We start from the raw sequence: 19,216 nt of genomic DNA, 5'->3' as shown, positions 1-19,216 counted from the left end.
TGGAGAATACAATGAAAACTCTACAAAAAACATTACTCGCATTAGCTGTTGGTTCGTTCGTTAGCGTTGGTGCACAAGCTGCTGTTACTTACGGCAATGGTTATACAGGTCAGCCGTACGTTGGTGCTAAGATTGGTCAGTTTGACACTGATGTAGACGGTGATGATCCAACTGCTTACGGTATCTATGCAGGTTATAACTTTGACCCAAACTTTGGTATGGAAGTGGAATACGTCGGATCAGATGATGCGGATCTAGATAGTGGCTTCAATGGAGAGTATGACGTCAAGACTTACGGTGCCTACGGTACTTACCGCTATGCTTTCCCGAACACAGCCTTATATGCAAAAGGTAAACTCGGTATTGCTAAAACAGAATTAGAAGCTGATTTTGATGGCGGTGGCAGTGACTCTGTAAGTGATACAGGCATTGCTGGTGGTATCGGTTTAGGATACTCAGTCAATCAAGATTTCAGTGTTGAAGCTGAATATGCCATGATGGATAGCGATGCTGATGCGTCACTTCTAACATTAGGCGCTCATCTGAAGTTCTAATATTTTATTACTATAATTGATATAAAAAACGATCACCTTGGTGGTCGTTTTTTGTTTGCATTTCATAAAAACATTTGTTTGTTCTAACGATTTTTCTTGCTATTATGCATCTGTCACGAAAGCTTGCAGTATGAGCCCAAAGACGACGAATCTATATTTTAAATTTCAGCCTTTTATTAAAGGAAAGATATGAACAATTTACAGAAGTCTTTAATTGCTTTAGTCGCAGGTTCACTACTAAGTGTCAGCGCGCAAGCTGCTTTGTTCTCTGGCGTAGCAGGTTATACTGGACAACCTTATGCTGGTGTTAAAGTTGGTCAGTATAGCCCTGATGATGTTGATGATGACGCTTTTTCTTATGGGGTGTATGGCGGTTATAAGTTCACGCCAGAATTCGGTGTTGAAGCTGAGTATCTGACTACTAACGATGCTGATGCTTTTGATGATGAGTTTGAAAAGGCAGAGTATAGTGGTGATGTTTACGGCTTATACGCTACTTATGATTATGTATTTCCTAACACTGCGTTATACGCTAAAGGCCGCTTAGGTATTGCAAAAAACGAGATTGATGTCGATTATACTGATAATTTTGACACGCGTGAAAACGATAGTTTTAGCGAATCCGATACAGGAGTAGCTGGTGGCTTAGGTTTAGGGTATAACCTTACTCCTATGGCGAGCATTGAAGCTATGTATAATTTCTATCCTTCTGTTGAAGACTTAGATGTAGATGGTATCACTGTAGGTGCTCACTTTAAATTTTAGGATATAGTACAATTATCTAATGAAAACGATCACTTCGGTGGTCGTTTTTTTGTGCCTATAACTTTTATTAATAACTTTTAGGTTATCAAATCCGATAAGCTATAAATAACAGTATATTATTGATTTATAAGAGAATAGTAAGCGCTTAACTGTGCTACATTAAAGGATAGGAATGCATAGGAGCATACAGCGATGATTGAGACCCTTTGGATGATTGAGCCTTGGCATTGGTTGGTACTTGGCTTTGTGTTGATGATTGCTGAGATATTTATTCCTACTTTTGCAAGCCTTTGGTTTGGCGCAGCAGCATTGATTGTCGCCGCCCTAGCATGGCTCTTGCCTGTGCCTTTAGTCTTTCAAGTGATTATCTGGCTTGTACTATCGGTGCTATTTATGTTTGCTTGGATCAAATATATCAAACCGCTATCTATTAATCGCAGTAAAGCAGGACTAGATAGTAGTACGCTCATTGGTGAGACGGGTATGATCGTACTCAAACCGCAAAAGAATACTGCCGGAATCATCCGCTTTAATGTCCCTATTTTTGGCGCTGATGAGTGGCCTTGTCGTATTCGTAGTGAGAGCGTAGAGGTCGGCGATCGGGTTATAGTCACAGGATTAAGTGGTAACGATCTAATGGTTGCACCAACCAAACGTATCGCCGCGCCAAGTATTGCTACTCATCCTAATATCAATCCTGTTGAGAGCCGAGTCATACCCGAAAAAGCAAAAGCTAGTCGGCTTGATCTCAACAAACCTAATCTTGATAGCGTGCGCTTGAAGAACAAGTTTATCGATAAGTGAGGTATGGTTCAGAATCTTTATTGTAAGCTACCTTGATATCGCCAGAACTTTGACATTACCAGACGTAGAGCTAAAGGTGGTGTGAATTTTTTCTACAAATATAACGCTAGTCAAGCACCGTAATGATTTAGACAAAATTTTTTAACATTGCTGCGCTCTTGATAGCAATGGCTCAAGGAGAGCACTATGAACAGCATTATAAATAACATGAGTGGCGTCAGTATTGTGATGATACTTCTCATAGCCTTAGTAGCTTTTACCGTATTTAAAGGGGTACGCATCGTACCGCAGGGTTATAAATGGGTGGTTCAGCGCTTAGGTAAATACAATCAGACGCTAGAGCCTGGTCTGACGCTGATTATTCCGTTCATTGATAGAGTGGCGTACAAAGTGACGACCAAAGACATCGTACTTGATATTCCATCACAAGAAGTCATCACCCGCGATAATGTTGTCATTATTGCCAACGCGGTCGCTTATATCAATATTGTCCGTCCAGACAAAGCGGTCTACGGTATCGAAGATTATGAGTATGGTATCCGCAATTTAGTACAGACCTCACTTCGTTCTATCATTGGTGAGATGGATTTGGACAATGCTCTGTCTAGTCGTGACGAGATCAAAGCTTTGCTCAAGCATGCTATCTCAGAAGATATCGCTGATTGGGGTATTACTCTAAAGACCGTTGAGATTCAAGACATTAACCCCTCACAAACCATGCAAGCCTCTATGGAAGAGCAGGCCGCAGCAGAGCGTCTACGCCGCGCAACAGTGACCCGTGCTGATGGTCAAAAGCAAGCGGCTATCTTAGAAGCTGATGGTCGCCTTGAAGCCTCACGCCGCGATGCTGAAGCGCAAGTGGTACTGGCCAAAGGCTCAGAAGAATCTATTCGTCTTATTACCGCGGCGATGGGTGATGAAGAGATGCCGATTGTCTACTTACTTGGCGAGCAGTACATTAAGTCGATTCGTAAACTGGCAGAGTCTGATAATTCAAAAATGGTCGTGTTACCTGCTGATATTTTGAGCACCGTTAAAGGTATGGTCGGTGATAAGTTTAAAGTGTAGTCCATAATTTAAAAAAAGACCTCGCTTGAGGTCTTTTTTTTGGCTGCTCTTATGACTATGAACGGTTAAATCACTTTAGAAAAACGGTCTTTATGTTTGACGCTTAGATACTCATCAAACACCATCGCTACGTTGCGACCAAGCAGGCGACCTCTGGGCAAAACGCGAATACCCGCTGCATCCATATCTATCAGCTTATCTTTTTGCATAGCATCCAACTGGCTAATCTCATCAATAAAATAAGTCACTGCATCAATACCAAATTTTTGATTGACGTCTTTAAAGTCGATATAGTCGTGACAAAGCAGATTCATAATCACGTACTCACGCAGACGGTCTTTGAGTGAGGTTTTGATGCTTTTAACAGCAGGCATCAAGTTAGGGTTATGACGTGCCTTATCAATACTCTTCTTATAAGCTTGCAAGTCGGTATCGTTTTGCAAAATATAGCGCGTATTACTATTGGCGATTTGGCTGATGGCTGAGACTCCAAAGCCGAGCAAATCGCAATCGCCCATGATGGTATAACCCTGAAAATTACGGTGTAATTTACCGGCGCGCTGTGCTATCGCCAACTCATCATCCGCTTTGGCAAAATGATCGATACCGATATATTGATAGCCTGCTGCAGTGAGCATATTGACCGTATTGCCAAGCATAGTGAGCTTGTCGCTAGGGCTAGGTAGATCCTCATCCTTGATCTGCCGCTGCGCTTTAAAACGCTCAGGCAAGTGCGCGTAGTTAAACACAGACAGACGATCAGGTGACATCTCTATGATGCGTGCAACGGTTTTATCTAAGGTATCAGGGGTCTGATGCGGGAGACCATAAATCAAATCAATGTTGATAGAGCCAAAACCAAGCTTGCGCGCCTCAGCCAAGATATGAGCAATCAATTCTGCTGAATGGACGCGGTTGACGGCGATTTGCACCGCGTCATCCAAATCCTGCACCCCTAAGCTAATGCGATTAAAACCAAGCCTGCGCAACGTTTTGAGGGTATTATCTCCAAGCTCGCGCGGATCAATTTCGATGGAGTAATCCCCTTTATCCTCATCCAAAAACTCAAACTGCGTCTGCAAAAACTTCCACAGTTGCACCAGCTCCTCATCGCGCAAAAACGTCGGCGTACCACCGCCTAGATGCAGCTGTTTGACGATAGGCTTATCACTACCCTCTGGCGCAGTTAGCAAATGGCGTTTTTGTTTTACCTCATCGATCAAATACGCTAAATAATCGCCCGAGTCGCTGTTCTTTTTAGTGATAATTTTGTTGCAAGCGCAGTAATAGCATAGATGACGACAAAAAGGGATATGAAAGTACAGAGATAATGGCGCGCGTGCTTCACGCTTTTGGAGTGTTTTTGTCTCTAGATTTTCAGCGATGGGGGATAATTCTAGTGCCGTTGGATATGACGTGTAGCGAGGCCCTGAACGATTGTATTTTTGGATAATGGCGTCGTCAAAGGCAGGGAGTTGCTTACTGGTGATACTGCCGCGCGTGCTAGCATAAGGGTTGTCAGGCTGGGCGGTAGGGCGCACGGTAGTAGGCGGCGCGTCATGTGCGTAATGATCAAATTCTGCCATGTGCGTATCCTTTTTTATATTGTAAACGTTTAGTAATGTCATTTTATTATATCAAATCCCTAATAAAAGTAGGGGTAATTTATGGTCTAAGAGTTTATTGGCTCAAAAAAATCACCAATAACACGACATTTGCGCGCCAGTAGATAATACTTTATTATCAATCAATCTGCATAAGGAAGTGCTCATGTCGTTCGCGCAAGTCTATACCCGCTCCGTAGTCGGTCTACATGCTCCGCAAGTTATCATCGAAGTCCATCTCTCTCAAGGCTTGCCTGCACTGACTATCGTCGGACTCCCAGCCGCAGCAGTCAGAGAGAGTAAAGATCGGGTGCGCTCAGCTATTATAAATTCAGGATTTCAGTTCCCCAACAGGCGTTTAACCATAAATCTTGCGCCAGCTGATTTGCCCAAAGACGGCGCGCGTTTAGATTTACCGATTGCCATTGGTATTTTGGCCGCCAGTGGTCAGCTTGAGCCTGAGGTACTCACTGGGTTTGAGTTTATCGGAGAGCTTGCGCTCAACGGCGAGCTACGACAAGTGACTGGGAGCCTTGCTGTTGCCCGAGCGATTAAGGCTGAACAGTCCGCGTCAAAAGAGACAGTAACAAAAGAGACATTAGCAACGCGTCAGCTTATGGTACCAAGCGCTAACGGCGCTGAGGCCAGCCGAGTGGACGGTATAGAGGTGCTTGGCGCGATAAGTCTAAAGGCGGTTTGTGATCATCTGCAAGCGCTAACGGATGCCACCATGACGGACAAACAGCTGACACCAGTTGTGCCAACGCCAGCCCCCAAACATACAGGGTATAAAGTTGATTTAGCTGATGTAAAGGGTCAGCATCATGCGCGCCGAGCGCTTGAGATCGCAGCTGCTGGCGGGCATTCATTACTATTTACAGGACCACCAGGTTCGGGTAAGACCTTGATGGCGTCGCGCCTACCAACGATACTGCCAGATCTTAGCGCTGAGGATGCGTTAGAGGTCGCTAGTACCTATTCGGTCGCAGATAGCGAGTATGACTATGGTACGCGCCCCTTTCGTCAAGTGCATCACACCATATCAGCCGTCGCCTTGGTTGGTGGCGGCTCACGTCCCAAACCTGGCGAGATTACCCTTGCCAATAAAGGCGTGTTGTTCCTTGATGAATTACCTGAGTTTGAGCGTACGGTGTTAGAAGTACTACGCCAACCATTAGAAGCCAAGCAAATTACCATTAGCCGCGCCAACTCACAGATGACGTTTCCTGCCAACTTTCAGCTAGTGGCCGCGATGAATCCGTGTCCTTGCGGTTATGATGGCGACGCCTCTAATCGTTGCCGCTGTCGTCCTGAACAGATCAAGCGCTATCAAGATAAGCTCTCAGGGCCACTACTAGATCGTATTGACTTGCATATTACCGTACCTGCGCTACCGATAGCTGATCTGCAAAACGCGCAAGCAGGGGAGAGCTCAGAGCAAGTACAAACTCGAGTAGCCGCAGCGCATCAGCGTCAATTAACGCGGCAAAATAAGGTCAATAACGAGCTAAGCCCTAGCGAGCTTGATGAACATATCCAGTTAGGCGAGAGTGAGCAAAAGATACTACAGATGGCGCAGCAGCGCCTCAATCTATCGGCGCGTGGTTATCACCGTGTATTGCGAGTTGCCCGTACCATCGCCGATCTGGCCGATAGTATCGACATCACCAGCGCTCATGTGTCCGAGGCGCTCAGTTACCGTAGTAAGTGATTGACTATTTTTGACCTTGATGAATTAAATCAAAACAGCCCGATGATATTGCCAGCATCATCTAAGTCAATACGCTCAGCTGAGGGCTGTTTTGGTAGTCCTGGCATTTTCATAATAGGGCCACAAATCACCACGATAAACCCTGCACCACTTGAGATGCTGATATCGCGCACATGGATAGTAAAGCCGGTTGGTCGTCCTAATAGTTTGGCGTCATCGCTTAGAGAATACTGCGTCTTAGCAATACAAACAGGCATCTTATCGAGATTAAGTGCCTCTAGTCGCGCGATTTTGGACTGCGCAAGGCTGCTGATATCGATGTCATCTGCGCCGTAGATACGCTGAGCAATCGCGCGTATTTTATAAGCAATAGGTTTGTCACTATCACAAGCTAACTGAAAGGTGCTGGGTTTATCGTCATGCAATATATCAAGCAGAGTATTCGCTAGTGCCTCGCCGCCTGCGCCGCCTTTTTCCCATACTTGCGTGAGCGCCACTTTAACGCCTTTTGCCTGACAGGCTCGCCGTACTAGTTCAATCTCAGCATCCGTATCACTGACAAAATGGTTGATGGCGACAACGACAGGTAGACCATAGACGTTTTGCATATTATCGATATGCTTCATTAGATTAGGCAGCCCTTCCTCAAGGACAGGCAGGTTCTCAGCTGTCAGCTCGTTTTTGGTAACACCGCCATTATATTTAAGCGCGCGGATAGTCGCGACAATAACCGCTGCATCTGGGATGAGCCCTGACAAGCGGCATTTGATATCGCAGAACTTTTGCGCGCCAAGATCAGCACCAAAGCCTGCTTCGGTAAGGGTATAATCTGCTAAATGCATAGCGACGCGAGTGGCAATCACTGAACTGCAGCCGTGGGCGATATTGGCAAAGGGACCACCGTGGACGAAAGCAGGTGTGCCCTCGATCGTTTGGACGAGGTTGGGTTTGATGGCCTCTTTTAATAAAACTGCCATAGCGCCGTGAGCGTTTAGATCACGAGCGTAGACTGGCTGTTTGTCTTTATTAAAGGCAACCAAAATATTACCCAAGCGCTGCTTTAAATCGTTTAAATTGGTTGCCAAACAAAATATCGCCATGACCTCAGAGGCAACAGTGATATCAAAGCCGTCTTCACGCATGATGCCATCAGTCGTCTTGCCGATACCGCTGATCATATTGCGCAGCTGACGATCATTCATATCGACCGCACGCCGCCAAAAGATTTGTTTGGGATCGATACCCAGTGCATTACCTTGATAAATATGATTATCAATCAGCGCGGCTAGCAAATTATTAGCCGCACCAATCGCATGAAAGTCACCTGTGAAATGCAAGTTAATATCCTCCATCGGCAACACCTGCGCGTATCCACCGCCAGCGGCGCCGCCTTTGATACCGAATACTGGGCCTAAGGAGGGTTCACGAATAGCGACAACCGTTTTTTTACCTGAGCGCTGCTGCTGATGGATGCGATTGAGCGCGTCAGCCAGACCAATAGTGACCGTGGTCTTGCCTTCACCAGCAGGGGTGGGGTTAATGGCGGTGACTAAGATTAACTTGCTACGCTTGGTCGCAGGCATTGCAAATACGTCGGCGGGGTCTATTTTGGCCTTGTAATGTCCATAGGGCTCGATATGGTCTGCATCTATGCCTAGCTTTTGCGCAATAGTATTGATAGGTTGCAAGATTGCTTGCTGGGCAATAGCAATATCGTTAGGGACGCTCATACAGGTAATTCTCTTTTATTTATAATAGGCGGTGAGTCGCTGTTTAAAGGTTACTGATTCAAAACGTAATCAAGCAAATCTGCAAAGTTGTCAAAGGCGGCGCTAGGTCGACTATCTCGAATATCTTGACCGTAATTATAGCCGTAAGATAGCGCTAGGGTATCCATACCAGCGCTTTTACCAGCGAGCATATCATTGACAGAGTCGCCAATCATAACCGCTTGCATGGGCGTAAATCCAAGAGTCTGGCAGGTATGAAGCAGCGGAGTTGGATCAGGCTTTTTAACTGGTAAGCTATCGCCGCCAAGCACGCTTGAGAACAGCGGCGTCCAACCAAAGCTCTCAAGTATTTTGGGTACAAAGCGTATGGGTTTATTAGTAACGAGCGCTAACGTGTAGCCCGCTTGTTTTAATTGATGTAGACCCTTATCGACATCAGGATAAGCGACGGTTTTACTGGTTTCTATGCTGTTATAAGCCTCTAAAAATATCTGCTCTGCATGATCTGCCTCGGATGGTGTCAATGCGCCATCAGGTACTTGTGTCTGTCCAACCAGAGCACGCTCAACCAGCAGGCGCGAGCCATTACCGACCCACTCTTTTATCGTATCGAGCGAGTAGGTAGGTTTGCCAAGCGTTGTCAGCATCGTATTGATTGCGTCAGCCAGATCAGGAACGCTGTCGATCAACGTACCATCAAAATCAAATATCAACAGTTTTTTATCTTGCATAGATGTACTCATTATTATGTTTGTATTAAAAATACTAGGCTAAACCGATAGTTTTAAGGGTTAAAGTTAGCACTCAAACTAAGCCATTATTCTACTTCTTTGTAGCGCTCGCGATGCTCCTTTTTCATCCGTAGATAGTCTTCATTTGCGCGGCACTCATCCCATTTGGCTTTAAATATTTGCGCTGATTCTGCCTTGACAGGGTCTTCGATTTGCCGTGGTAATTCCTCGCGACCATGCGCACCGCTTTGACCTTTTTTATCATCAGGTACAGGGCCTTTGTACTTTTTACCGCCCTTGTGATTGGCGTAGCGACGCGCGCGGGTGTAGCCCATCTGAATAAATTTGCGTGCCATATCGGCACCAACGAAGTCATCGTCTGCTAAATAGTCCAAAAACATCTGATAGATTTTTTCACTACTCTCACGAGCAATATCAGGCGTCGCAAAGCGCCAATGCGGCAGAATCTCAGACTTATATGGCTCGACGAGTAACACGCCTTGCTCACCGCGCCCCACTCGGTATAGCTCAGGCTGCGCACGTAGATCTAGATTCTTATAATCCAAATCGTAATCAAATTCCCTCATTACCTTCACTCGCTTCTGTTAGTGCTACCCAGTATACTGAGCAAAACATGATGAAAAGTAGCATAAAAGTGTTATGAATGAGTATGTGCTTGCCTGATTTTTAGTCATAAAAAAACCCTCAAACTATATAGCTTGAGGGTTTTGGCTGCTTAATTAACAGCTAAATTAGGTCAACGAAATGGTGGCTCGAGGCAGGATCGAACTGCCGACACACGGATTTTCAATCCGTTGCTCTACCTACTGAGCTATCGAGCCGTCTTCGTTGAGGTCGCTATTAAACTAAATATAGGCGCTAGTGTCAAGTCATTTTTAGCTTTTCTACTATAATATAAATAAATACAGAAGTAATATAGGCAAACATAGATATCAGATCACTCTTTGACACGTAGCAGCTCATAATCGCTCATAATGTGATGGATATCGCTATCCACAGGGACGAACTGGCGCACACCTTTTTTGACCTCAGCGTCATAAACCAATTTGATGAATTTAGCGTCTATCGCGCGCCCCTTGTTTTGTTCGTGCACCGTCAAGTATTGCAAGCGTTTGGCGTCGGTCTGCCCATCATCAAAACAGCTAACCGCAGCAATAGGCTTGTCATTGAACATACCGACATACAGGTACTGACCACGCTTAAAGCCTTGCTCAATAAGACTTAAGACCTCAGCGCCACTTGGCTGGGTATCATCGTTATCGTAGAGAGCTTGCAAGCGCTCAGCAAGCTCATTGTCGCGCGCAGGTTTTTTAATGAGCGGCGCATCTAGATCGTTAATAGCAATAGCTTCTAATGGCATGGTCGAATCCTACAAAGAGTACTTTTATAATGATTAAAATAAGTAAATTGATAATACTAAACACACTATTTTAGCATAATGATGTGAGCTTTACGCACGCGCCATAGCCGTTATGGTGCCGTTTTGCTATGATAGCGATACCTAATATACTTCTCGTCAAACCTATCAGAATTTTTTATCTTTATATACAGAGAACCGTCATGTCTACTGATGCCAACCAAAATCAACAGCAAAACTCAGCTCTAAATCAATATGGTCGCCCAGCGCGCACCGCCACCGTCGAGCGTAACACTGCTGAGACGCAAATCACTTGTACCGTCAATCTTGATGGCACGGGTCAAGGGGTGGTCGATACCGGCGTGCCGTTTTTGGATCACATGATTGATCAGATCAAGCGTCATGGTCTCTTTGATTTAGACATCAAATGCGTCGGCGATACCTTTATCGACGACCATCATAGTGTGGAAGATACAGGCATTACCTTGGGTCAAGCCTTTAATAAAGCGCTTGGTGATAAAAAAGGCATCCGTCGTTATGGGCACTTTTATGCACCGCTTGATGAAGCGTTAACGCGCGCCGTCGTCGATCTCTCAGGTCGTCCTGGATTGCATATGGACATCCCTTTTACTCGCTCGCACGTCGGTACGTTTGATGTCGATCTATTTAGCGAGTTTTTTTACGGCTTCGTCAATCACTCATGGATGACCGTGCATTTGGATAACCTTAAAGGTAAAAACAGCCATCACCAAATCGAGTCGACCTTTAAAGCCTTTGCTCGCGCGCTGCGTATGGCCTGTGAGTATGATGAGCGCGCGCTTAATACGCTACCATCGACCAAAGAGGCGTTTTAATGACCAAAATAGCACTCTTAGATTACGGTATGGGTAACTTGCATTCGGTCAGCAAGGCACTCACCAATGTCGGCAGCGATGTGTCCATCACCAACGACCCCAAAGTCGTCGCAGCTGCTGATAAAATCGTCTTCCCCGGTGTTGGTGCGATGCGCGATTGTATGATTGGTATGCACGCGGCAGGCATTGATGATGTCGTACGTGACGCTATCTTTAATAAGCCCGTCATGGCGATTTGCGTCGGTATGCAAGCGCTATTTGAGCGCTCCGCTGAGAACGGTAGTACGGATTGCTTAGGTATCTTACAAGGCAACGTAGAAGCCTTTGATCCATCGTGGGTGGATGAGCAGGGCGCAACCATTAAAGTGCCGCACATGGGCTGGAATACGATTACAGATATGGATTTAGCACATCCCTTATGGAATGGTATTGAAGATAATGCGCACTTTTACTTTGTGCACAGTTATTACTGCGCTCCTAACGATGAGTCCCAAATTGCCGCCATTTGTGATTACGGACAGCCGTTTTGTGCCAGTATTATCAAAGACAATCTATTTGCCACTCAGTTTCATCCTGAGAAAAGCCATACCGCAGGCTTGCAACTACTCAAGAATTTTGTCGAGTGGGACGTGTAGTTAGGTAAAAGTTAAATTTGGCAGTAAGGTGAGTTATCATAGGCGTAACTCACCTTTTTTATTATCTATAACTAACATTTGAGATAAATAAGTGGACTTTACTACTTTTAAACTAAGCGTCATTGAAGTGACAGGCCTTGCCAAAGATGCGCTACATATCTATGTCGGTGTTGGCGTCTATTTGCTTTGTCTATTTATTTTGCGTCCCATTATCAAAAAGCAAGCCATCCGCTCAACTTTTGCTTTGCTAGTCGCCATCGGCATTGCCTTACTAGGTGAGTACTTTGACAATAAACACATCATAGCGCCAAAAGGTCTAATGGCTTTAGAAGGCTCAGATATAAAGGCCAGTATTCATGACCTTATCAATACTTGCTTGCTACCCTTCGTGCTTTATACTTTGACTCTATGGACGACTATATTCCACCCTTCAAACCCGCAAGTTAAAATGTTGAGACAAAGATCTTAACTTACCGCCCTAAAAATAAGCTAAAGTAAGGGTGTTCTTTCAAAAACCTGAAAGAGGCGCTATTACCATGTTTATCTCCAGCAAGTTTAAACCTCACGCTGCTAGAATCCTCTCTACATTGATCGCTTTGCTGCTTAGTTTTGGCAGCCATCATTCGGCAATGGCTGCTCAGAACGTCATTGAATCGACAAACCCCTCTATTGAAAAACCATTAGCCCGCGTAACACCTGCACCTGTCAAATTGCTTGATACTAATGAGTTAAATCGAATAACGCATTTGTCAGTAGGCAAAAAAGATCAATTTTTTCCAGCTGGCAAAGTACTCAATGACTATCTTAAAATTGAATTAATAGATAAAGCCTTTTTTGAGAAAAAACGTCCGCTCGCTGTCGATCATTTATCACATAAAAACGCCATCAAAAAACGTAATGGCATAATAACTATTCAATTGGTTAAGGATTCTTTGAAACTAGTAGATATCGATAGTGACGATGATGGCGAAACTTATCGCTATATCGGCCAAATAGATGCCTTAGATCAGCATCTGGTTGAAGTACTGCGTTGGGAGAGTCAGAACTATCAAATGTTTGATCAAGTTGAAGGGTTCTTAACTCAAGAGTTTTCAGCTTATCCTTATCTGTCGCCAAATAAACGCTATATCATCTCAGCTTACGCCAACCCATATGAGGGTCATACCGATCTCGGACTCTATAAAGTTAAAGGCAGAGAGATCATCCCTGTTATGAGCGCAGGCTTTAAAAATTGGATGCCTATCACTGATCCTGCTGACATATTTTGGGCGAGAGATGGCTATCTGTATTTAGCGGTGACTCATAGCGCTAGTGCCATGCAGATCGGCGGTCGCGTCAATGCACAGATGCAGTATATTAGGATAAAAGTTGATTTATAGAGTGGTTAGTTGTTACATAGATAATTCTTGCAACTTAACAACCGACCCCTTACAAAGCTTACGAAACATAAAAACTCTCTTCTACTTAACGCCCCCTTAGTTTGTTATTTTACCCTTAGACAATAGCCAAATCGATATGCCTATCAAGTTTATTAATTTGGCTATCCATAACTATCAATAATAAAAACCTATTAAAAAGGAACCACTATGAATATCCAAAACCTAGTAGACAAAGCCAAAGATACTTTAGATAAGGCCAAAGACACCTTGGTTTTAGAGCCGCAAGAGACTGAGTCAGGCGCTTATATCCCTTCTAAGTCCTCGCTAAAGATAGCCGCACCGAACAAAACCAACTACGATCATACCGAGTATGATAATCGCTATACGGGCAATAAGAAAATTATGATGATCTGTACCGAGCAGCAGTATATGACCATGGAGAACGGCAATAAGTTTGACACAGGTAATCATCCCGTTGAGATGATGGTGCCGTTATTACACTTTAAAAAAGCAGGCTTCGACGTGGATGTATTTACCCCAACAGGCGAGTCTGTGAAAGTCGAGCAGTGGGCGATGCCTGAGGACGATGAAGACGTTAAACAAATATACGCTGAGTATAAGTCCAAGTTTGAGAGCCCTAACAGCATCGCTGACTTTGTCAAAAACGATATGGCAGACAGCGATGAGTACGCGGCAATCTTTATTCCGGGTGGTCATGGCGCGATGCTGGGCTTGCCTGAAGATAAAAACCTTGGCGAATTGTTACGCTGGGGTTATGACAAGGATTTATTCACCTTAGCCATCTGTCATGGGCCCGCTGCATTATTGGCAGCAAATTTAGAAAGTATTGATAGCTCTGATAAAGAAACAAGTCAAGACGATAACGCTAAGCGCGATTTTATCTTTAAAGGCTATAAAATGGTCGCCTTTCCCACTGGCATGGACAAGCAAATGCCTAAGATCGGTTATTTGCCCGGACCAATGCCATGGTATTTCGCCGAAAAGTTAGAAGACTTGGGTGTTACTATCGATAATAAACTCGCTTCAGGAAACACCCATCAAGATAGAAAATTGATCTCAGGTGACGGTCCTCTAGCGGCAAATGATTTTGGTAAGATGAGTGCTAAGGCTTTATTGAAAGAGCTTAATTAAAAACGTTTTGATATAACCATTTCTAAGTAGGATAAGCACAAGCTATCTACACTAATTACGTACTGCTGGGATGAATTTTGCGCAGCCTCTGGAGTGATGAAGTCGCACAGCAAGCAAGGAAAATTTATACCAGCAGTAATTCAACAATTTTAGATTGAGTCAGCTGTATGTTTACTCCATAAAAAAACGGACTATTCATTAGTCCGTTTTTTACGTTTAAAACTAAAGTTATTTACTTAACCTTATCATAAAACCCGCGTACCACCTCACCAATCACCGCAATGCCATCAACCAAAGTCTGCTCATCGGCGGCAATACTCATACGAATACACTCATGCGCGTGCTTATAGTCGCTAATATCAACACCAGGGAAGAAGTACTCACTCGGCACGATAAGCGTACCTTTTTCTTTCAAAGTCTCATACAGCTCAGAGGTACTAATCGGCAAATCTTTAAACCATAACCATAGAAATATCGCGCCCTCAGGCTTATGAATCGATAGCGGATAGTCGCCCAGCTCCTTTTTAAGTAGCGCAACCGCAGTTTTGGCTTGCTGCTGATAAAAAGGCTTGATATCGTTATCAGACAAGTCTTTAATCGCATCGTTTTTCATCAGTGGCGTAGCAATAGAAGCCCCAAAGCGTGTGGGCGAGAGATTGACCACCGCATTCATCGCACTAACCGCTTCGATAACTTCGGGAGCGGCAACGATAATACCCGTACGCACCCCTGGCAAGCCAATTTTAGACAGGCTAAAACAAAGAATGGTATTGTCATCCCAATTAAGGGTGACGTCTGAATAAATAATATTAGGAAAGGGCATGCCATAAGCGTTATCGATAATCAGTGGTACGTCGTAACGTTTGGCAATCTCAGCCAAATGCGCCATTTCCTCATCGGTTAAGACATTACCCGTTGGATTAGTCGGTCGCGAACAACAAATCGCCCCGATACGACCTTCCTTGAGCGCTGGCAGGTTTTCCAATGCCTCAAAATCCACCCGATATTTAAAAAACCCTTCCTCGCCATCATGAGTCACTTCATCGATATGCGGCAACACCGCCATAAAATGCTGACCCTCAACATGCACATCGCTATAGCCGATATACTCAGGCGCAAGCGGTAGCAAAATGGACTTATCGATGGTTTGTTCTTCCGAGTCTTTTTCCTCAACGAACGCGCCGCCAAATAAGTTAAATAAATAGAAAAACGCATTTTGCGAGCCGTTGGTCAACGCGATATTTTCACTCGTCAAATTCCAGTCATAATGCCGATTAAAAAACCCCACCAAAGCATCAATAAAGCCAGCATCGCCCTGCGGATTAGAGTAATTCGCCATGCTACTCGTCGCCGTACTATTAATGTCTTCACAAAAGCTACCATCGTTACCCAGCGCTTGATAGGTCTCTAAAAACAGCTCATTGACCGCTTCGATTCGCGCTGGATTACCACCGCCTAGCATATTGACGGGCTTATCGCTTTTGAGCGCATCGCCCAAATCATCCATCAATTGCGAGATGCCCGTAGGCTGAATAAACTTTTGACCAAACTTAGAGAATTTCATAGGATTACCGTGCGCTTGTCAGTATCTGACTGTTTGATTAGGTGAGTGTGCAGGTTCGCGTGGCGCTAGTATAGCAAATGCCAGCTTTAATGTGCGCGGTGTCAAGCGCTGATCGCCGTTTATCTTTCGTATATTTAACCCACAAATAAACCAAAAAACGCCCTCTATATCAATAGCGAGCGTTTTGGTTTGCGGTTTTGGGAGATTGGGGTTTTGTAGAGTCTTTAAATGCTGGAGCGGAAACCTGCTTTACGCTTGTAGTTGGCAGTCTGCGGCGCACAGCACCTAGGCACAGTAGCATTGCTGTTGCCTCGACACTACTCCTGTGCAAGGTGCTGTAAGCGCCACAGCCCACCAAGCTACCGCTGCAATCAGGGCTAAACCGCGCCACAAGGCGACTACTGATAACTGGGCAAAGAATGAATAGGTGTAAAGTTTAGCGTAGGGTAGGACTTATCAAATTCTCGTATAGAACGAAGTGGAGACGTAATACATCAAATAAAATGAGTTGCCACTAAGCTACCTTATTTTAACCTAACAATTTATAGTAATTTCTAAAACGTATTATGAGGTAATATGTTATCTTATCTCCATACTAAAATTGACTTTTTTATCGCATATGAGCATGGTTTTAGTTTCATTAATTAGTGAGCGTTTATGACCCTATCTACACAAATTTGTGCCATAACATTTACTGGTAATGTTAGTCATGGTTTACAGCAAGATGCGTTTGCGATTAACGATGATTATTATCAAGAGACATTAGGTGTTACTGAGGTACAAACCTATCCAGAGGAGTTTTGTGTGGCGGTCGCGGATGGAGTGGCAGCGTCAAATAAATCACAGTATGTATCTAAAGCGATAGTTAAATCTATCGCTCGACAATGGCAAAAATCATACAAGATTGATATGTCGATTATTCATACTGATATTAATTGTTTGGCAAACAAGTATATTGGTGCAAGTAGTACATTAGCACTGGTATATTGCTCTAATACAGACTCAGATACTGTATTTATTAAGCATGTAGGTGATAGTCGTGTTTATTTATGGCGAAAAGATAAGGATATTGGAAATAGCAATGAAGAAAACACGCATAGTCAACGATCATGCTGGCAAGCGTTAACCTATGACCACAATCTAGCTAATCAATTTATTAAAGAGCATGCTGAGCAAGCAGGAATTGCGCCTGAGCATGATGATTTTAATCCAAACGGTATGGCAAGCTCATTATATGTGTTGACCGAGTGCTTTACCGTTGATGATGGTTTGGACGAAAGCTCTGTACCCAGCTATGATAGCCAAACTTTAAATATAAAAGCTGGAGATTGCTTACTCGTGTGTAGTGATGGCATTCATGACCTCGTGCCATGCGTGGACTGGCAAGATATCGATGCAAAAACAGATTTGCAAGATTGGCTAGAAAACCTAAGAACACAAGTCTATCAGTCAGAGGGTAATGCTTACGATAACGGTACGGCGATCGTCGTGCGATTTGGGTAGATTAATTTGGCAATCAGTAAAGAGGTAACAATGAATAGCGTGGTGGATCAAAATTTTCAGCTTAAACCTATAGGTTCAAAGTATGCTATATCAAATGATACTTTCAATGACTGGAAACTCAACACGCAATTTAAACTATATCATCCTGAAAATGACTTCAGCGTACCTTGTTGCTGCGCTTTCTTTTTATTTAACGATGAGTGGAATGAAGAAAGTCTTAGTGCATTGAAAGAACAGTCAGATGCAGAATTGTTGATTGGCATAAAAACCAGTCGCAGATTCATGGAAATTGATAACGTCATAGATGGGGTAGTTTGCTGTGAGCTTGAGGAAGTCGCTAGAATTGTACATCAGTTCCAAGCTATGCTAAGTGTACACGGAAGCTACATTTCTATGGACTTAAACGATATCATCCGTTTCTTTAACCAAAACTCATATACAAAATATGCTGAAACAAAACTTTATCTATCAGACGATTTTACTGAGCAAAATAAACAAGAAGTAGAAGAGTTTGTAGCTAAACTACCGATAAGAAATATTAGAGATTTTTTGCTCTACACTCATTCAGCCAACTTTACGGGTCTAAAGTATTTTAGTGAAGTTATAGAGATAGTTGAGCATAAAGTTGATGACTATGATATGCCGTTATATGGTATGGCGATGACGAATACATTAAATGATACTTATATCAGTCTTATATATCCCATAGAGCCACAATAAAATTAATGAGTTACAGATCGCTTTTACACACAGCAATATTATAAGGAAACTAAGATGACAAAATATATATTGGTAAGGACACCAAAAGCTTTAATTGAACAGAACAAAATTGGTATTGGCTGGAGTAAAGTTGATTTTTCACAATTCACTACCGCTGATGACCTAATTAAAGAACTTAAAAGCGAGCATCCTAAATTTAGTCGCGCAAGAAAGCAAGTCAAGCGCTTCTTTAACCTAAAGCAAGGCGATGTTATTGTTGTTCCTAGCTATAAAAGTGTTCTTTTAGCAGTTGTATCTGGCGAAAAAACATTTGATCCAGATTTTGATGATGGTCATGGAGCAAACCAAATTAGTGTAAATTATTTAAAGCAAGCAAATGGTAAGCTTCTACGTATTGCTCGAAGTGATTTGACTGAAGGTTTAGAGCGTCGCTTAAGAATTCGCCAAACTGTGGCAGATTTAAAAGATTTTAGTAATGAATTAGATAAGTTTATTGCTAAAAAAGATAAATTTTCATTGAAAAATGAATATTTACACATATTAGCAACTGAACAAGAAACATTTAAAGATGAACTAATTAAACGTCTTCGACACGGTAAAACAAGACTCGATGCAGGTGGGTATGGGCTAGAAAAGCTTATTAAAGAGTTGCTTCAGTTAGAGGGTTATACAGACGTTGAAATATTAAGTAAAAAAAATCAATCAGGTATTGCTGACGTAGATATTATTGCAAAATCCTCAAGTAATCCCTTTGCACCTACTTTACTTATTCAAGCAAAACATCATCGCGGTGAAACAAGTGCTCATGCTATCAAGCAATTAATGGCATATGAGTATAATGATAATGATGATGATGCTCATGTTCAACGTTGGATGATAACTACGGCAGATATTAATAATGAAACGGCAGAGCAAGCTTTCACGCAGGGCATTCATGTAATGCGAGGTAACACATTCGCAGAATGGCTTTTCGATCATTTTGAGAACTTATCAGATGATACAAAGTTACGTTTAGGCGTAGGTGTTTTGCCAACGTTTATCGGGGCATAAGATAAAAAGAGACT

The 19,216-nt window shown here is 43.4% G+C and carries 19 protein-coding genes and 1 tRNA gene; 13 read left to right on the top strand and 7 right to left on the bottom strand.

Annotation, left to right across the window (positions count from 1 at the left end; all coding sequences use genetic code 11):
- Positions 1 to 11 precede the first annotated feature (11 nt).
- From ACR64J_RS12390 to ACR64J_RS12375, 4 genes are all read left to right on the top strand, one after another.
- Complete coding sequence (locus ACR64J_RS12390) at positions 12 to 554, top strand: porin family protein (RefSeq protein WP_435949914.1); 543 nt, start codon at positions 12 to 14, stop codon at positions 552 to 554.
- 189 nt (positions 555 to 743) lie between these two features.
- Complete coding sequence (locus tag ACR64J_RS12385; RefSeq protein ID WP_435949913.1) at positions 744 to 1,319, top strand: porin family protein; 576 nt, start codon at positions 744 to 746, stop codon at positions 1,317 to 1,319.
- A 192-nt stretch (positions 1,320 to 1,511) separates the two neighbouring features.
- Positions 1,512 to 2,123 carry an NfeD family protein gene (locus ACR64J_RS12380; protein ID WP_435949912.1) on the top strand — a complete coding sequence of 204 codons (612 nt, stop codon included), beginning with the start codon at positions 1,512 to 1,514 and terminating at the stop codon, positions 2,121 to 2,123.
- Positions 2,124 to 2,330: 207 nt separating this feature from the next.
- On the top strand, positions 2,331 to 3,191 hold the full coding sequence (locus tag ACR64J_RS12375; RefSeq protein WP_435951080.1) for an SPFH domain-containing protein: 861 nt from the start codon (positions 2,331 to 2,333) through the stop codon (positions 3,189 to 3,191).
- Between the two features lie 65 nt (positions 3,192 to 3,256).
- Here the strand turns inward: ACR64J_RS12375 and hemN are convergent, their stop codons facing one another.
- A complete protein-coding gene (gene hemN / locus ACR64J_RS12370; RefSeq protein WP_435949911.1) occupies positions 3,257 to 4,777 on the bottom strand; it encodes an oxygen-independent coproporphyrinogen III oxidase in 1,521 nt (506 codons plus the stop codon).
- Between the two features lie 184 nt (positions 4,778 to 4,961).
- Here hemN and ACR64J_RS12365 point away from each other — a divergent pair, with 184 nt between their 5' ends.
- Positions 4,962 to 6,506, top strand: a complete 1,545-nt coding sequence (locus tag ACR64J_RS12365; RefSeq protein WP_435949910.1) for a YifB family Mg chelatase-like AAA ATPase — start codon at positions 4,962 to 4,964, stop codon at positions 6,504 to 6,506.
- 29 nt (positions 6,507 to 6,535) lie between these two features.
- Here the strand turns inward: ACR64J_RS12365 and ACR64J_RS12360 are convergent, their stop codons facing one another.
- The 5 genes from ACR64J_RS12360 to ACR64J_RS12340 form a co-directional block, all read right to left on the bottom strand.
- Entirely contained in the window at positions 6,536 to 8,236 is a 1,701-nt protein-coding gene (locus ACR64J_RS12360; protein WP_435949909.1) for a formate--tetrahydrofolate ligase, read from the bottom strand.
- A gap of 50 nt (positions 8,237 to 8,286) precedes the next feature.
- Positions 8,287 to 8,967: a phosphoglycolate phosphatase gene (locus ACR64J_RS12355; protein WP_435949908.1), complete on the bottom strand. Its 681-nt coding sequence runs from the start codon at positions 8,965 to 8,967 to the stop codon at positions 8,287 to 8,289.
- 86 nt (positions 8,968 to 9,053) lie between these two features.
- On the bottom strand, positions 9,054 to 9,554 hold the full coding sequence (locus tag ACR64J_RS12350; protein ID WP_435949907.1) for a DUF4385 domain-containing protein: 501 nt from the start codon (positions 9,552 to 9,554) through the stop codon (positions 9,054 to 9,056).
- 179 nt (positions 9,555 to 9,733) lie between these two features.
- Positions 9,734 to 9,809 (bottom strand) — tRNA-Phe (locus ACR64J_RS12345).
- Positions 9,810 to 9,925: 116 nt separating this feature from the next.
- Positions 9,926 to 10,348 (bottom strand): hypothetical protein, encoded by a 423-nt coding sequence (locus ACR64J_RS12340; RefSeq protein WP_435949906.1) that lies wholly within the window; start codon positions 10,346 to 10,348, stop codon positions 9,926 to 9,928.
- A gap of 200 nt (positions 10,349 to 10,548) precedes the next feature.
- On the opposite strand from ACR64J_RS12340, the gene hisB reads away from it, so the two are divergent.
- From hisB to ACR64J_RS12315, 5 genes are all read left to right on the top strand, one after another.
- Positions 10,549 to 11,199 carry an imidazoleglycerol-phosphate dehydratase HisB gene (gene hisB / locus ACR64J_RS12335; protein WP_435949905.1) on the top strand — a complete coding sequence of 217 codons (651 nt, stop codon included), beginning with the start codon at positions 10,549 to 10,551 and terminating at the stop codon, positions 11,197 to 11,199.
- The gene (hisH, locus tag ACR64J_RS12330) at positions 11,199 to 11,834 is read left to right on the top strand and encodes an imidazole glycerol phosphate synthase subunit HisH (protein ID WP_435949904.1); all 636 of its coding nucleotides are present in this window, start codon (positions 11,199 to 11,201) and stop codon (positions 11,832 to 11,834) included. Before hisB ends, hisH begins: the two co-directional genes overlap by 1 nt.
- Positions 11,835 to 11,925: 91 nt before the next feature.
- A complete protein-coding gene (locus tag ACR64J_RS12325; RefSeq protein ID WP_435949903.1) occupies positions 11,926 to 12,303 on the top strand; it encodes a hypothetical protein in 378 nt (125 codons plus the stop codon).
- A gap of 67 nt (positions 12,304 to 12,370) precedes the next feature.
- Positions 12,371 to 13,213 carry a hypothetical protein gene (locus tag ACR64J_RS12320; protein WP_435949902.1) on the top strand — a complete coding sequence of 281 codons (843 nt, stop codon included), beginning with the start codon at positions 12,371 to 12,373 and terminating at the stop codon, positions 13,211 to 13,213.
- A gap of 207 nt (positions 13,214 to 13,420) precedes the next feature.
- Positions 13,421 to 14,365, top strand: a complete 945-nt coding sequence (locus tag ACR64J_RS12315) for a DJ-1/PfpI family protein (RefSeq protein ID WP_435949901.1) — start codon at positions 13,421 to 13,423, stop codon at positions 14,363 to 14,365.
- A gap of 232 nt (positions 14,366 to 14,597) precedes the next feature.
- Here the strand turns inward: ACR64J_RS12315 and ACR64J_RS12310 are convergent, their stop codons facing one another.
- Entirely contained in the window at positions 14,598 to 15,929 is a 1,332-nt protein-coding gene (locus ACR64J_RS12310) for a valine--pyruvate transaminase (RefSeq protein WP_435949900.1), read from the bottom strand.
- Positions 15,930 to 16,586: 657 nt separating this feature from the next.
- Here ACR64J_RS12310 and ACR64J_RS12305 point away from each other — a divergent pair.
- Genes ACR64J_RS12305 through ACR64J_RS12295 form a run of 3 tightly spaced genes read left to right on the top strand, consistent with a single transcriptional unit; the run spans position 16,587 to position 19,202 of the window.
- Positions 16,587 to 17,432: a PP2C family protein-serine/threonine phosphatase gene (locus ACR64J_RS12305; RefSeq protein WP_435949899.1), complete on the top strand. Its 846-nt coding sequence runs from the start codon at positions 16,587 to 16,589 to the stop codon at positions 17,430 to 17,432.
- A 30-nt stretch (positions 17,433 to 17,462) separates the two neighbouring features.
- Positions 17,463 to 18,152: a hypothetical protein gene (locus ACR64J_RS12300; RefSeq protein ID WP_435949898.1), complete on the top strand. Its 690-nt coding sequence runs from the start codon at positions 17,463 to 17,465 to the stop codon at positions 18,150 to 18,152.
- Between the two features lie 54 nt (positions 18,153 to 18,206).
- Positions 18,207 to 19,202 carry a restriction endonuclease gene (locus ACR64J_RS12295; RefSeq protein WP_435949897.1) on the top strand — a complete coding sequence of 332 codons (996 nt, stop codon included), beginning with the start codon at positions 18,207 to 18,209 and terminating at the stop codon, positions 19,200 to 19,202.
- The last annotated feature ends 14 nt before the right edge of the window (positions 19,203 to 19,216 follow it).

This window comes from Psychrobacter sp. DM8 (genome assembly GCF_051307025.1).
GTDB lineage: Bacteria > Pseudomonadota > Gammaproteobacteria > Pseudomonadales > Moraxellaceae > Psychrobacter.
Note: the sequence above shows the minus strand (reverse complement) of the source record. Positions and strands in the feature narration are given on the sequence as shown.